Genomic DNA, 15,223 nt, shown 5'->3' with positions numbered 1-15,223 from the left:
CAAGAAAAGGTCTTCCTTTTTGCTATTTATCTATTTACACAAGATATTTTACGCTTTACACAAGATATTTTACGCTTTACACAAGATATTTTACGCTCTCGGAATCATATCCGTTACTTAATTAGTAACCTAACAAAATACAACCTTGTTATTCATACTTATAGTTTATTATAGCAAATGTATGTTCGCGTACAAGCCGACTTTATTACCATTGATGTGTGTTATAAATAATAGTAAAAATAAGGTTCAAAACCAGTGTTTGCCGAACAGTTCGAAGGTTAGATATGAAAAAAAATCTGCCAATCCTGTATTGCTATAGTTCCTCAATAACAACAAAAAGGATAAGACAAATGCAGACTCAGTATATCAATGAAATGCTCGACATACCAGCGCTACAGATTAACCACATTATACCTATGAGCACAGATGAAATTCATATAGAGGTAACACCAGTGGCCCAAAAAAATACTGCTCGATTTGTCGATCAGATGAATTTGTCACGCTTAAAGGAAGCAATGAACCACGAACGGTCCAGCAACTCCCGCGTTCGAGAAAAAAAGTGTCTCTCTTGGTTCCAACCATTCGGATGCATTGCACGCAATGTGAGGCAGGTTTTGTTTGGGGGTATGAATATGTCGAGCCTAAAAAACGGCACAGAAATCGCTTTCGAGAGCGGACGGTTTAGCAAGCACTTGGCTCCACAGCAGCGCATAGCGCCCGCATGCAACAAGCGCCTGTCAGCACGGTACACGAATGTACAACGTAGCTGTTTCTCTCGAATGTGAACGACTTTCCGAGCCGAGCAATCGTAGAACAATGCGAAAGAAAGAAGCGGCCTGGTCCTAGGAGTCGATGACTTCGCGATCAAGAATCGCTATAACATACAACGCTCCTCCCAGGACGGAGTAACAAAAATATTCTCCATGATGAGTGCTATACTAGAAGCCTCATGTTTCTTTTTACATTTTCATCCACTCGGATTATGTTCTTTATATCATATTAGAATAAAAAGCACCACAACGTACTTTAGAATAATATAACTGTCCTTCATTCAAAAGGCCCACTCTTAACGATACGAATACTCTTCCCCATTGCAAGAAATAATAACTTTAATAGGTTTCTTTTCTTTCGCTACCTCGACCGGAACTTCGGCTAGGAAATGAAGGTTCCTGCTTTTAATGGTTCGATCCGTGTAATATTAGTATACGTAAAGTCACCGCCGCCATCCTTCTCGATCACAGAAAATGCGTTATACTCATACTTGTCATCGTACATCACTTTGACCGATACAAAATCATCTGCCGATTTGCCAACAGTCAGCAAGCTCTTCACTTTAATCACTACGTCAAAGTAGGTGTTGGAGGCGTCTTTCACTTCGTAATACGAGTAAAAGCTGTTTGATTTAGGCGGCTCTATTTTGGTTGCGAACTTTGCACCTTTAATGGTAAGCTCAGCGAAATCCGTAATTTCCTTCGCCTTATTTACTTCAATGACTTTGTTATCTGCTCCCGGCGCCTTTGCAGACGGGAGCTCTTCCGTAAATGTTTTATCGTCTGCATTCGCCTTCTGGCCGCCAGCATTCTTGGCTAAGTCTTCCTTGAACTCTGCATTTTCCTTTTCTAAAGCTGCTATTTTCTGTTCCAGTGACTCTGTCCACGTGTTGCTACTGCTGCATCCAGTTATTGATAGCGCTAATAACAATAATGCTAAAAGTACAGCTATTGGTTTCTTTTTAATTGTTTCTCCTCCTTTTATATTACTTAAATATATTATCATATGAATATATATGAATATAAAGGCGATCAATTATTTATGACAATTGTCTTAATTGTAACTAGTAATGCAGTCATCCCTCTGTGTTGGACAGGGGGAACTATGGCACTCAACAGCACGTAAGCATAGCATCCCACCTTTCTCGCTTTACAAGTAGATGAAACAAAGATCGAGACAAGGTGGAGATTACCATGAGTAAAAAATAGGTAACCCGAGTTCACCATAGACGACAGAAAAATGAATAGAAAAATATGAACAAGGAACAAGTTGCCAAGTTGCTAGGCGAGAAAGATATAAAGAGCACCAGTCTGCGTGAACTTGCAGAAAAAGCATCCGCACATTCAATGGAGGTGGCCCGAAGATGGATCGCATTAGGTTATCAGGTACAGAAGGTGCCAAGAGTCTGTAATATTGCTCATTGTACTTACTCTACCAGCGTCAGGTTAGTCCGAAGCAAAAACGTTTCTACAAAATAGGCTTTCCAATGCCCGGGTACTCCCTTACGTTTAGAGGAGGAAAGGTGCCCGATTGGCTGATAAAGAAGCATATTGAGCATATCCTAGAAGTTGAAGAGGCCTCCTACGGTACCTTAAGATAACAATACAATTGCGTCGCATTCACCACATTCAGATTAACAAGTAGAAAGTTTACCGCCTGTGCAAAGGAATGGGGATACGAGAAAGGAGTCCCGTCCACATCGCTTAGCTAGCCAACAACATGGGAGACCGGGCCCAACCAATTGTGGCAGTTGGACGTGAAAGACGGATGCGTAGCTGACTTGCAGTGCTACCTCTATATGGCGAATATGATTGATGTCTTCGATCGTAAGATACCACTGGGGAAAAGACTGCACCACCAAGGATATCTTGGCAACCGCGTCCAGAAAGTGCTGCTGAGTCGAAACATCTTCTTACAAGACTTTTAGTCATTCGAACGGATAACGACCATAGTTTAAAAACAACAAATTCAGAGAATTCTACGAGGTCGTAGAAGGACGACGTATCAATGAATGCCCCCCAAAATGCGTATGTAGAGTCGTTTCACAGCATTTTGGAACGTGAATGCTTTAAGCGACATATGTTCATGAGCCTCGGAGAAAACTTTGCCGCAGTGGGCCGGTATATGATTTTTACAACAACCGGAAAATCCACATGAATTTGTACGGATATTTTCCTGTGGAAATTCTAACGAAACTCAAGAAAACAAAACGAGCATTTAAAATTGCACTTTATTAAGATAAGTCCTTTTCATTTCTGGAAGTGTCAAAATTAGGGGCGGGTATGATTCATTGGATTTAGAGGAGACATCATTAAGCAGCGAGTCGTAGAAGTATTTCCATAACAGCATGAGAATTTATTCTTTTAGGATATGGGGATTTTATTTTTTCTGATCGCACCAACCACAACAACTTATTATGCATAATAAAGGTGAAAAATTAATAAGAAAACCATGCATAGAAAAAAGTGCCGCTTAGGAACAAGCGACACTCGGCAAAATTCATATGTTTAATTCCTAAATTCACCTCTAACCTCTGTACCGTCAAAGGAGGCTTTTGGATAATAATAAATCATTATTGGCCATCCAGTGAATGAAGCAGATTTTTTCAAATTCACTGTAATTTGTTTACCATCAGATGAATCACTTACTGTTTTATTGAATATTTTTCCGATTTTCCCGTCCGATATATTAATAACTCCCAGACAGTCAACCGTAACTTCTGCTTTAATATTTCTTTTGGTATTTGTAGTATCCCATGCGGTCATATAAAAGTCCCATTCATTCTTACCAAGTACATTATGCTCGTAGTCAACATAACCTGTAAGTGCATATGTTCCCTCTTGACCTTGAAAGAATTTCCTATCTTCAGTTGTTAGGGTTGTGAAATCTTCATTTTTTGGCAGAATGTATTCTCTTACAAATTGTTCGTCTTCTGCCGAAAAAGGAACATTTACAGCATATCTATTTAAAATGTTTTCAACTTTATTAAGTATTTCTTCTTTAGACATATTGGGTTCGGCAGTAGTAGAATTGTCAGCAAACGCAGAGATTGGAAGAATCAAAAGCAAAAACGTCATGAACAAGATTATTACTTTTTTATTCATGTAAATAACCTCCAAAATAGTATATTATAACTTACAAAGGGGGTGATTTTTTGAGCTTCGTTTTTGAAAACTTTCTCTTCTCGCTCTTCATTCTTGCTGTTCTAATTGTAGCTATCGTTGGAGCGGTAATAGTTATAGCAAAAAAATAAATAAATAACAAATTAGATCATAACATCACATACCAATATTTGTAATATGATACAAATACATTATAATCACCTCATTATTTAAAAAAATGTTTTTTTTACACTTCTCAATATTGTGACTAAATTTATTGAGAAATCACCATCTGCTGTTGTAATAAACACATACAAATATTTTTTTATTTGAAGCCACTTTATTGGCTTCTTTTTGTTTGTGTGGAAACACATCTTCTCGTATATCTAACTCAATGATTCAAAAATGCTTCACCACCATAGTCTGCTTTGAGGCTACAAGCATCCAATAGGCCAACTCGAACTCCCCGCTGATAACGTGAGAATTGTTTGACTTGCTGACCTAGATGATACCCCTATGAAGTGAGCCACTCTTCTGAGTTTGTCTTACCATTCCCAGTGTCAGCAAGATTAAAGATTATAGCGGCATGCTTCTTGGCAGATGCGGATCGAATAACCACGGAAAATGCCGTCTCTTAGCTTGAAAGCAAGAGAAGCTGCAAAATCTATTTCATTTAATTTTATTCGACTACCTCCGACCAAGACTTGACTCGACCCTCGGTTCTCTAATTTTTCTACCAGTAGCGTACATAAAATGATACATCAACATTTTAATTAAACTCGTTATAAACAAAAAACATCCCTTACCAAGGCCCTCGCCCCAGTAAAGGATGTTCTCTACTCTATTCACTTCTACGCCAACCGATACACCCGCGCCTCATACGGCTCCAACCGCAGTTCACCTGCATCCGATTCCACCGCATAATTCCCAATAAGCAGTTCTTTCCCCTCCAACGACACAGAAGCAGGAAGCTCACACGCCACCGTTTGCTCCGAAATGTTCAACACAACCAGCCATTTCTCCCCATCTAACGAACGGGTGTAAGCATAGATCTGCTCATGCTCCTCCAACAGTGGCTCGTAGCTGCCGTAGACCATCACCGGATGCTGCTTCCGCAGCTGGATGAGCGTCTTGTAGTAGTAAAAGACAGAGTTCGGATCGGACAGTGCCGCGCTTACGTTGATATCCCGATAGTTCGGATTCACTTTAATCCATGGGGTGCCGTCGGTGAAGCCGCCGTTCGAAGAATCGTCCCACTGCATCGGGGTGCGGGAATTGTCCCGTGCCAGATGGAGCAGGCTCTCGAACACCTCCTGCGGATCGCGGCCTTTGCCGACTTCTTCCTTATATTTGTTTTTCATCGCGATGTCGTTGTAGTCGTCGATGGAATCGAAGCGGACGCCGGTCATCCCAATCTCTTCCCCTTGATAGATGTACGGCATGCCGGGCAGCGTATGCAACAGCGTCGCGAAGCACTTCGCCGACTCCACGCGGTACGTCGTATCGTTGCCGAACCGGGTGACGACGCGGGTATGGTCATGGTTGTTCAGGAATTGAGAATTCCAGCCCTTGCCCCACATGCCCTCATACCACCGTTTCTGAATCTCCTTGAAGCGCTGCATATCCCAATGCGCCATATAGTCGCACACTTCGAAGTGGAATAAGGTATGCAGCTCGCCGCGTTCTTCGCCCACATACAGCACGCCGTCTTCCGGCGTAACGAACGGGATTTCCCCGACTGTGAATATGTCGTAATGCTTCAGCACCTTGTCGTGCATCTCTTGCAGGTATTCATGAATACCGGGGTTGTTGCCCAGGTATGAAATGTCGTCCGGGTTCGCCGCGTCCGGGAATCCAGCCTGCTTCGCGAGCAGGTTGATGACGTCCATGCGGAAGCCGTCGATGCCCTTCTCCAGCCAGAAGCGCATCATGTCGTATATTTCCTCGCGCACGCGCGGGTTATCCCAGTTCAGGTCGGGCTGCTGCACGGCGAAGGAATGGAAGTAATATTCTCCCGTCGCTTCGTCATATTCCCACGTGGAAGGGGTAAAGTACGAGCGCCAGTTGTTCGGTTCCTTCCGCCAGATGTAATAGTCCCGCTTCGGATGGTCCTTCGCCGAGCGCGACTCCGTGAACCACGGATGCTGATCGGAGGTATGGTTCACGACCAAGTCCATGATGAGCTTCATGCCGCGGGCGTGCACCTCCTTCAGCAAGCGGTCGAAGGTGTCCACCGTGCCCGCCTTCGGCATAACCGAGCGGTAGTCCGCAATATCGTAGCCGTTATCCACATCCGGCGAGCCAAAGCACGGATTGAGCCAGATAACGTCTGCTCCGAGCTCGCGGATATAGTCGAGCTTCTGGATGACCCCCTCTAAATCTCCGTACCCATCCCCATTCGTATCATAGAAGCTTCTCCAATATACTTGGTACACGACAGCCTCTTTCCACCATGTTCGCTTCATGTCTCCACTCCTTCCTGCGGCCTCTCTCCGCTATCCCTCTCATCTATTGTGATTATTGCGAGAATCGGCCGTCACGAAGACGGCCGTTATTTATTACTCTATTTACACTACTTCCATATACACTACTCTTCCACAGCGGATTGCACAATGGTCAATCCAGTCGTGTTGCCAAGCACCTCGACGCTTACCTCGTCTGGACCGTCCGCCAGACGGGTCACCTTCAAGGACAGCTCGCCCGCGCCAATGCGCAGCCGCTCGACCGTCAGCTCGCCAATCCCTTCCGGCAGCATCGGATTGATGCGAATCTCACCTGCCGGCACGTTCGGATCCAATCCGAGCATCGCCTGCACGAAGGCGACCGCCGTGCCCGCCGACCATGCCTGCGGGGAGCAGGTTGAAGGATAAGGCACCGGTTCGCCAAGTTCCGCCCCGTGTCCGCAGTACAATTCGGGCAGCCGTTGATACTCGAAATGCTGAGACGCATCTAGCAATCCGGAGATGACCTTGCCCGCTTCCCGCTTAAAGCCCAAGCGGCTCAAGCCGAGCAGAATTAAGGCATTGTCGTGCGGCCAGACGCTGCCGTTATGATAGCTCATCGGGTAATATCCAGCCGCCTCCGTGCTCATCGTGCGGATGCCGTATCCGCCGAACATGTCTGCCGCAAGGAGCCGCGCGGCGACCTGCTCCGCACGCGAACGCTCCGGCAGACCGGACAGGAGCAGATGTCCCGGATTGGAGGTGACGGACTCCACTTGACGCTGTTCTTTGTCGAGCGCAATCGCATAGAAACCTTCCCGTTCCATCCAAAAGTCCCGCTCGAAGCTGGCCTGCAGCTCTTGCGCCTCCCGTTCCAGCCTTTCCGCCAGCGTGGCATCTCCCATAGCAGCGAATATGGGTGCAAGATTCTTTTTCGCCTGATACACATACCCTTGCACTTCGGACAATGCAATCGGCGAAGCGGCATATTCTCCCGAAGCGTGGACGATCGAATTGCTCGAATCCTTCCAGCCTTGGTTCGGGAATCCCTTCTCCGCCTCTTGATGGTACGTCACGAACCCTGCGCCTGCCAAGACAGCACGGTCGATCCATTCGAGCGCGCGCAGCATGTTCGGCTTCAATTCCTCCGCAAGCGTAAGATCGCCTGTCCAGCGTACATATTCGCCGATGAGCGCAAGGAACAGCGGTGTGGAATCGACGGTTCCATAGTAAGGGGAGAACGGGGACTGCTTCGTCGTCACCAGTTCGCCGAAGCGGATCTCGTGCATAATCTTACCGGGCTGCTCATCGCGCCATTTATCCCGGGCCTTGCCCTGATAAGCCGCCAGCGTCCGCAGCGTGCCCTTCACCTTCTCGGGACGAAGCGGCAGCATGAACAAGGATGTGATCAGGCTGTCCCGACCGAACGGTACCGCGAACCATGGCAGTCCGGCCACCGGGGTATCGCCATAGCCGACATCGGTCATGAGCATCCGCAAATCCTGCACCCCGCGCCGATACAGCCCGTTGAACAGCTCGGAATCGGTCGTGACGCTGACCGTCTCCTCATCCCATGCCGCGTAGGACGCCTCCAAGCGGCTCAGGCCTTCCTCGAACGGCAGCACAACCGCCGCCTTCTGCCCTGCCAATAACGGCATGATGGCGAAGCAGATGCGCACCGACTCCTTCGGCTCAAGCTCCAGCACGAAGCTTATCGTACCGTCTTCCTCCACGCGTCCCGCTTCCCGGTCCCACTGTACCACGGTTTCCCGCAACATGCCGTCCGCGCCCTCATAACGGATCGACGCATGCTGCTCTCCCGTCTCCCGGCCGATAATCCGTCCCACTTCTCCGGTCCGGTATTTCCGGACGAGGAACATGTCCTGGAAGTCGGCATCGAACGAGACCGCTAGTTCACAGGCGGCCGCCTTCGGGAAATAGTTCGTCACCGTCATCCGCTCATACAGCACGCCGTCGTAAATGAACCGCTCCCGCTGGAGCTCAATCGCCCCTTCGTCCTTGCGCTCCTTCATCGTCCGGATGGACGCGAAGTAGCTTTTGTCCGACGCCGAGGATAACAGCGCAGGCTTCTCGCCGTCAATATATACTTCCATGCGGCTCAAGAACCGCGTATCCTTCGTATACAGGCCATATCCGCCGTCATGTTCCGCCGCGATATCCCCGCCCTTGTCCGTTAAGTAGAACACATCGCCTTCTTTAATGACACAATAGTCCATATTTCCGCCTCATTCCCTAGTCATTTTGCAACGCATCGGCAAGTCATCGATGCAATCCACATCCATGTCGTCTGTCTATCCTCCATTTAAATATCTAACTCCTGACTTATCATCACAATGTGTACAGGCAGCCCTTATGCTGCTGTTAAATAACTGATTTAACTGAACTGATACAGAAGCAGACTCCATGCGGCAGCTGTCCATTCCTCTCCGCTTCTACTTGTACCTCTTCCTTATCCCTTGATGCCGGAGCTGGAAATGCCCTCAACATACTGCTTCTGGAACAGGAAGAAGAAGATAAGAATCGGCAAGGTAGACAGCACGACCCCGGCCATGATGAGCGGAGTATTCTCGAAAAACATATCCTTGACGCTGTTGAGTCCGACGACAAGCACGTATTGGTCAGGATTGTTGGCCAGCGTGCTCGGAATGAGATAGCTGTTCCACGTGCCCGCGAATGCGAGTATCGACATCGTGATGAGCGGTGACTTCGCCAGCGGATAGACGATGCGCCAGAACGAGCCCATCTTCGTCAAGCCATCCAGTCTGGCCGCCTCAATGAATTCATTCGGCACGCTGATGAAAAATTGTCTCATCATGAAGATGTACAGACACTGATACAGAAACGGTACGGTTAACGCCGCGAACGTATTCAACCAGCCAATCTGCGCCATATTGACGTAGACCGGAATCAATATCATCTGATACGGCACCATCATCGTCGCCACGACGATCCAGAAGATGAGCCGCTTGCCCGCGAACTCCAGCTTCGCCAGCGCAAAGCCCGCCATCGGATTAATGATCAGGCTGCCGATAATGACGAGCCCCGTCATGATGACCGTGTTCAGGAACCATTTCGGCACGTTATACGCATCATTCGTGAAGAACAGCTTGTAATTGTCTATCGTCCAATGCGGCATGCCCGCAAGCTTATTGACATCCTGCATCGTCACGAACGAGGTATATAACGTATAGGCGAATGGAAGAAAGAACACCAGTGCGAGCAAGAGGACGACGATATAATGAAGCAATTGGGTAAAGCGCTTGTTAGCCTGCATTTGGTGTCACTCCTTATCGCCCAACCATTTTTTCTGAAGGAACGTAATGAACATAATAATGAAGAAAAATAAAACGACGGCCGCGCTTCCGTAACCGATATTCATATACCGGATGCCGTGCTGATAGAAGTACGTGACGACCGTGCTCGTCGCTCCGGCCGGAGAACCTAATGCGCCGTATCGTGAGATGGCGGCGATCTGATCGTAGATCTGGAAGCCGAGCAGCGTCGCGACCGACACGACGAAGAACGTGACTGGCTTCAGAGAAGGGAGCGTAATATAACGGAACTGAGCCCATTTGGATGCGCCATCCATCTGTCCCGCTTCATACAGATCTCGCGGAATTTCCTGCAGCCCGGACAAATACACGATCATGCTGAACCCGCACTGCTGGAAAATAAACAAGATGCTGACGAACAAAAGCGCATAGCGCGTATCCGCGAACCAAGTCACATCTTCGAACCCGAATAGCGTGAAAAATTTCGTCACGAAGGTTCCCTTCTTGAACAGCATCATGAACACCGTCGTCACCGCGATCTGCGACGTAATATACGGAATGAAGAACACCGTGCGGAATATTCCCTGGCCCTTCATTTTCTGATTGACGAGCACCGCCATCAGCAAGCCAAGCAGCGTCTGCACCGGAACGGCGATAACGACGAGCTGCAAGGAATGAAGCACCGCCTGATAGAATTCAGGGTCGTTCAAGATTTGGATATAGTTCTGCAGACCAATGAATGTCGCATCGTTCAACGCCGTGAAGCTGACATCCTGGAAGCTGCGGAGGAAGGACTGTGCGAACGGGTACAGAAACCACCATACCCATAGCACCAAAAACGGCAGCGTGAACAGCCAGCCGACCGCAACATCCGAATCGGCGAGCGATCGGAGCCATGACGGACGGTTCGAGCGACTGTGATCAATCATTGCATTTCTATTCTCATAGGCAGCCATTTGCAAGCCTCCTGAATGTTCAATATTAAGTCGCCATATCGGCGAATAAAGCGGTTCCCGCTTCACAGCACGGAAACGGGAACCTGATTACCTACTGAAATTGTTGCTGAATGCCGTCGAGCAATTGCTGCGGCGACTGGCTTGTTCCGCCCAGAATTGCCGCTTCCAGCTGTTTCACCAATTCATCAATGAACTTCTTCGTTTCTGCCGGATAAGCGAAGTCAGTGCTATAGTCGAGCGCCTTCTCCACCGCCTTGAACTCCGGATTCTCTTCGAAATATTTGGCCGACAAGCTCGTTACCGCCGAATTGAAGCCAAGCTTCAGGAACTCGGTCTGTGTCTTGTCATTTGTCAAATAGTACGCAGCCTTGAGCGCCGCTTCCTTGTTCTTCGCGTCCTTCAATACGACATAAGCGTCGGAAATCATCGTGCCGCCATTGACTGTGCCCTTAGGCACCGGAAGCGCGACATAGTTCAGGTTCGGATTGGCATCCTTCAAATAGCCTTTGTACCAATATCCGCCCGTCGTCATCGCCGCTTTGCCGTTCGCAAATACTTCGCCATCCCAGCCGTAACCCAACGCTTTCGGTGTAACGGCTACGCCTTCTTTGTACATATCAAAAATCTTCTGCAGCGCCTGCACGTTCTCTGCCGAGTTGATCGTCTTCCCGTTGCCCCAGCCGCCGCCGTAGCTCTTGACATAGTTCGTGATATGATAGGCATCGATGTTGATTGTAATGCCGTACACGTCATCCTTCGTCAATTTCTTGGCGGCCGCTTCCACTTCGTCCCATGTCTGCGGATACTCACCAAGACCCGCTTCCTTCCACATGTCGGCGTTGATGAAGAACATCGACGGCATTGTAAGGTTCGGAATGCCATACAGCTTATCATCCACCTTCCAAATATCCGCCGACGAAGCCGCGAAGCGGTTCATGTCGACATCTGACGGTGCGATGAGCTCGTCCAACGAAGTGAACAGGCCTTTGTTAATATACTCGTACGCCCCTTCGTTGGAAATCTTAATGAAGTCCGGCGCTACACCCGCCGCAATTTCACCCGGCAGCACATTCCAGAACTGCTCGCTGCTCGGATACTGCTTGATTTTCAATTCCAAATTCGGATACTGATCGCTAATGGAAGCCGCTGCATCCTGATAAATTTTCAAATCCTGCGCCGTGCCCCAGAACCCCATCGTCACCGTCGCTTTTTCCTGTGACTCATCCTTGTCCGCCGCCGGGATGCCGCCCCCGTTGTCCTTGCCGCAAGCTGTAACCAGCAGCAGCAGCGACACCAGCATGAACACGGTAAGCCTTTTCATTTTGCTCATGACCTCTCCTCCAAATCTGTTCGGTTGTGAACCTCTAAATACAATGGTACCGGTTTCAGCCGGCAGGCGACATTATTGAAATGATGATTCATTTATCAGGATTGACTTTGTTTCTGGAGCTTAACAGCAGCCCCTCCAAGATGAGCCGTTTTATTTAACGCGATTGACATTTCTTTAACGAAATCGAACTATCTTATTTGGTGAAGGTCTTCGTGCCAATGTGTAAGCAAGTTACACTCGATGATGTTCAGTACATTGTTAAAAAAACACAAACAACCCCCAAAGGAACACTTATTGTTATAAGTCCCCTCTGAGGGCCGCCGCTTTATATATGTTATTTTTGGACCATGGTTTCAGCAAACTTGATCAAGTCGTCCTTCGTTAATGTATTTTCCGGGTTCGTTGAGATTCTAAATTGCTTGCCCTTTTCGAACCAAAGAAGGCTATAGGATACTTTGCCTAACGAATTTTATGGTAAATAATTTTATAGGTTGTATTTTTTTCTCATTTTTTCTTTTTCGACTTCTGTCCTAGGATCATCTATAACTGACAAATTCATCTTATCTACCACCTCGTTAACGACATCATCAATCGTTAAATCATCTACATTTATTTTGAAAGCTTGAATATCAGCTATTTCTTGTCGCTTTATACTAAATTGTTTATAAGGCCATGAGTCTGCGCCTTCTCCACGAGAACTTAGATTAACTAACAATTTTTCATTCGAAATATCTAAAACTATTTCTTTACTATCTATTCCGTTATCTTTTAAGCCTCCAAAAATTTGTTCTCGATATAACTGATTAGTTAGCGTCATTGGAACAATAATTGTTTTTTGAGGAAGTCTGCTAGAAAGCTCTGTGAGAACAGATACAACCATTTCTCTCCATGCCAAATAATGCTGAAAATCATTTTCGGCTACCTCAGCAGGAATAACGTTCATCAAGTGTGAACCCAAATCTTCAGGATCATATCGCATGGAATCTGGAAGCAGATAGTCGAGCTCATAAGAAAGTGTTGTTTTGCCAGCGCCAAATGTTCCGTTTATCCATAAAATCATAGTTTCACCTTCTCATTCTTAATCGTCATGCTTAAATTCCCCCTAATCCTTATTAGACCAAATACATATGCTTGTCCTTATCTTTAAACCCCATTTTTTCGTACAACTTGAGAGCTTCATCATTATTTGTTAACACGTTCAATTCCAAATAATCTAAGTTCCGTTCCTTCTGCCAATAGCTGCAAGCTTTAATTAATTCTTGAGCATAGCCCCTCCCACGAGCAACAGGATCAACAACCAAATCCATTAAATAGGCGTATTTATGAGGAACAAACATAGAATAGGGTGGTGTTTGATTTTCAACGACAAGTGCAAATCCATAGATTTCCCCCTCATCTAAAACTAAAAGAAAATCACTTTTGTCAGAAGAAATCTGTTCGGATATGAACGCCCTAGATTGTTCGGCTGAATGGAAGAAAAGCGGTTGTTTCTTTGCTATACTATCTATCAGAATTTTATATAATTCATGAAGACACCCAACGTTTTTTTGCTCTGCTTTAACAATCTTCATTATTACAACTCACTTTCATCTACTTTTCCATTATTTATTATCTAGTAATGTTCAAAAAAACACAAACAACCCCCGGAGGAACACTTATTGTTATAAGTCCCCTCTGAGGGTTGCCGCTCTTCATATGCTTATTTGTCTGTTCTAGACAGCCCGCATTCAGCCGTTTATTTTGACTTTGTGTATTTATTTTTTGACCATCGTTTCAGCAAGCTTGATCAGGTCGTCCTTCGTCAAGGGGTTCTCTGGATTCGTTGTGATTGTAAATTGCTTACCCTTCTCGAACCAAATAAGGGTGTTTCTTATGAGTTCTGGACTATTTGCGAATTTCGGATTTTTCTTTATGATTTCAGCAGAAGATTGATAAGAATATCCTTTCTGATCGATAGTAACTCCCTTTGGATCAAAAGCGATATAGCTCATATTCAAATTATTTTCTCCATTCGCATACTCTAGAACGATTCCGTTCGCTCGCGTCCAGTTAATCTTTTTGGAATAAATCTTCTTCCCAAGCTTCTTGGCCTCGGCCTCCATTTCTTTTGTATAATCAGTGCTGTATGGACCGTCAATTCCTGCCGTCACAAATTGATAACCTTCGGGCAGATCGTTAGGTTGTTGCAGCACTGTATCTTTCAAGGTTGACGCCTTTTTTTGGTAAGCATCATATGTATCGAACTTTGGAAAAGAATTTCCCATGGAATAAACTACAGCTTTTTTTTGTTTAGTTACTTCGTTGCTGACGTACACCATATACGTATCATCTGGATTTTTTTCAAGCAATTCGGCTATTCTCGCCTGCTCTTTTTTCTCTAGCTTCTCTCCTTCACTTGCAACCTGCGATTTAGCAGCCGCCGTCTTCAAGGTGAGGTTGCTTACGGCTGGGGATGAGGCTGCCTCCGCCGCGAGGTTCATGGAACCGAATAATAGAATACTGCTCAACGTAGCGATCGCTACTTTCATCGTTGTTTTCATTTGTTATTGCTCCTCTCTTCTTACAAAACTAATTGGATTTATCTATATAACAATCTCAAGTCGGTTATTTGTGACATGAATCGCGGCAATGTTCAAAAAAGTACAAACAACCCCAGAGGAACTCATATTGCCATAAGTCCCCGCTGAGGGTTGCCGCTTTACATATGTCATTTTTTGACCATCGTTTCAGCAAGCTTGGTCATTTCGTACTTCGTCAATGTTTCCCGGTTGCAAGAAGCCGAAGCGTATGCTTTCGAAGCGAGTTTTGCTCCGCAAAACTTGTAAGGAGAAGCGGAATGCGGGCCAGACTACATGAGCATCTGAAATGTTTCCGCAGGAAACATACTTCGGAAGCATAAGCTTTTCAAGGGTGAATGCAAGATTCTATGTCGAGACCGCTTACAGTTATACTTCGTGAGCAAAAGGGATCCCTTTTCAGCACCGAGAAGGTTGCAAGAACCCGAAGCGTATGCTTTCGAAGCGAGTTTTGCTCCACAAAACTTGTAAGGAGAAGCGGAATGTAGGCCAGACTACATGAGCATCTGAAATGTTTCCGCAGGAAACATACTTCGGAAGCATAAGCTTTTCAAGGGTGAATGCAAGATTCGATGTCGAGCCTGCCTACAGTTATACTTCGTGATCAAAAGGGATCCCTTTTCAGCACCGAGAAGGTTGCAAGAACCCGAAGAAGGAGAAGCGGAGTGTAGGCCAGACTACATGAGCATCGGACTTCGAGGGTGAATGCAAGATTCGATGTCGAGCCTGCCTACAGTTATACTTCGTGATCAAAA

General features: G+C 46.4%; 10 protein-coding genes. All 10 read right to left on the bottom strand.

What is annotated here, in order from left to right; translation table 11 throughout:
* Nucleotides 1-1,152 precede the first annotated feature (1,152 nt).
* Nucleotides 1,153-1,776, bottom strand: a complete 624-nt coding sequence (locus tag LQV63_RS21445; protein WP_233698237.1) for a hypothetical protein — start codon at nucleotides 1,774-1,776, stop codon at nucleotides 1,153-1,155.
* A 1,502-nt stretch (nucleotides 1,777-3,278) separates the two neighbouring features.
* Nucleotides 3,279-3,875, bottom strand: coding sequence for a hypothetical protein (locus LQV63_RS21440; RefSeq protein WP_233698236.1), 597 nt, complete (start codon nucleotides 3,873-3,875; stop codon nucleotides 3,279-3,281).
* Between the two features lie 848 nt (nucleotides 3,876-4,723).
* Nucleotides 4,724-6,337, bottom strand: coding sequence for a glycoside hydrolase family 13 protein (locus LQV63_RS21435; protein ID WP_233698235.1), 1,614 nt, complete (start codon nucleotides 6,335-6,337; stop codon nucleotides 4,724-4,726).
* 122 nt (nucleotides 6,338-6,459) lie between these two features.
* On the bottom strand, nucleotides 6,460-8,550 hold the full coding sequence (locus LQV63_RS21430) for an amylo-alpha-1,6-glucosidase (RefSeq protein WP_233698234.1): 2,091 nt from the start codon (nucleotides 8,548-8,550) through the stop codon (nucleotides 6,460-6,462).
* Nucleotides 8,551-8,783: 233 nt separating this feature from the next.
* Nucleotides 8,784-9,608, bottom strand: a complete 825-nt coding sequence (locus LQV63_RS21425; RefSeq protein ID WP_019418987.1) for a carbohydrate ABC transporter permease — start codon at nucleotides 9,606-9,608, stop codon at nucleotides 8,784-8,786.
* 6 nt (nucleotides 9,609-9,614) lie between these two features.
* Nucleotides 9,615-10,562, bottom strand: coding sequence for a carbohydrate ABC transporter permease (locus LQV63_RS21420; RefSeq protein WP_233698233.1), 948 nt, complete (start codon nucleotides 10,560-10,562; stop codon nucleotides 9,615-9,617).
* 91 nt (nucleotides 10,563-10,653) lie between these two features.
* Complete coding sequence (locus LQV63_RS21415; RefSeq protein WP_233698232.1) at nucleotides 10,654-11,892, bottom strand: ABC transporter substrate-binding protein; 1,239 nt, start codon at nucleotides 11,890-11,892, stop codon at nucleotides 10,654-10,656.
* Nucleotides 11,893-12,376: 484 nt separating this feature from the next.
* Nucleotides 12,377-12,952 carry a tunicamycin resistance protein gene (locus LQV63_RS21410; protein ID WP_233698231.1) on the bottom strand — a complete coding sequence of 192 codons (576 nt, stop codon included), beginning with the start codon at nucleotides 12,950-12,952 and terminating at the stop codon, nucleotides 12,377-12,379.
* A 52-nt stretch (nucleotides 12,953-13,004) separates the two neighbouring features.
* Nucleotides 13,005-13,463 carry a GNAT family N-acetyltransferase gene (locus LQV63_RS21405; protein ID WP_233698230.1) on the bottom strand — a complete coding sequence of 153 codons (459 nt, stop codon included), beginning with the start codon at nucleotides 13,461-13,463 and terminating at the stop codon, nucleotides 13,005-13,007.
* 183 nt (nucleotides 13,464-13,646) lie between these two features.
* Nucleotides 13,647-14,432: a hypothetical protein gene (locus LQV63_RS21400; protein ID WP_233698229.1), complete on the bottom strand. Its 786-nt coding sequence runs from the start codon at nucleotides 14,430-14,432 to the stop codon at nucleotides 13,647-13,649.
* Nucleotides 14,433-15,223: the final 791 nt, after the last annotated feature.

The sequence above is a fragment of the Paenibacillus profundus genome, from assembly GCF_021369635.1.
In the GTDB taxonomy this organism is placed as follows: Bacteria; Bacillota; Bacilli; order Paenibacillales; family Paenibacillaceae; genus Paenibacillus_B; species Paenibacillus_B profundus.
Note: the sequence above shows the minus strand (reverse complement) of the source record. Positions and strands in the feature narration are given on the sequence as shown.

Bases quoted from the DNA above. Each gene is read 5' to 3' on its own strand.
- LQV63_RS21445 (WP_233698237.1), bottom strand. From the start codon at position 1,776: ATGATAATATATTTAAGTAATATAAAAGGAGGAGAAACAATTAAAAAG.
- LQV63_RS21440 (WP_233698236.1), bottom strand. From the start codon at position 3,875: ATGAATAAAAAAGTAATAATCTTGTTCATGACGTTTTTGCTTTTGATT.
- LQV63_RS21435 (WP_233698235.1), bottom strand. From the start codon at position 6,337: ATGAAGCGAACATGGTGGAAAGAGGCTGTCGTGTACCAAGTATATTGG.
- LQV63_RS21430 (WP_233698234.1), bottom strand. From the start codon at position 8,550: ATGGACTATTGTGTCATTAAAGAAGGCGATGTGTTCTACTTAACGGAC.
- LQV63_RS21425 (WP_019418987.1), bottom strand. From the start codon at position 9,608: ATGCAGGCTAACAAGCGCTTTACCCAATTGCTTCATTATATCGTCGTC.
- LQV63_RS21420 (WP_233698233.1), bottom strand. From the start codon at position 10,562: ATGGCTGCCTATGAGAATAGAAATGCAATGATTGATCACAGTCGCTCG.
- LQV63_RS21415 (WP_233698232.1), bottom strand. From the start codon at position 11,892: ATGAGCAAAATGAAAAGGCTTACCGTGTTCATGCTGGTGTCGCTGCTG.
- LQV63_RS21410 (WP_233698231.1), bottom strand. From the start codon at position 12,952: ATGATTTTATGGATAAACGGAACATTTGGCGCTGGCAAAACAACACTT.
- LQV63_RS21405 (WP_233698230.1), bottom strand. From the start codon at position 13,463: ATGAAGATTGTTAAAGCAGAGCAAAAAAACGTTGGGTGTCTTCATGAA.
- LQV63_RS21400 (WP_233698229.1), bottom strand. From the start codon at position 14,432: ATGAAAACAACGATGAAAGTAGCGATCGCTACGTTGAGCAGTATTCTA.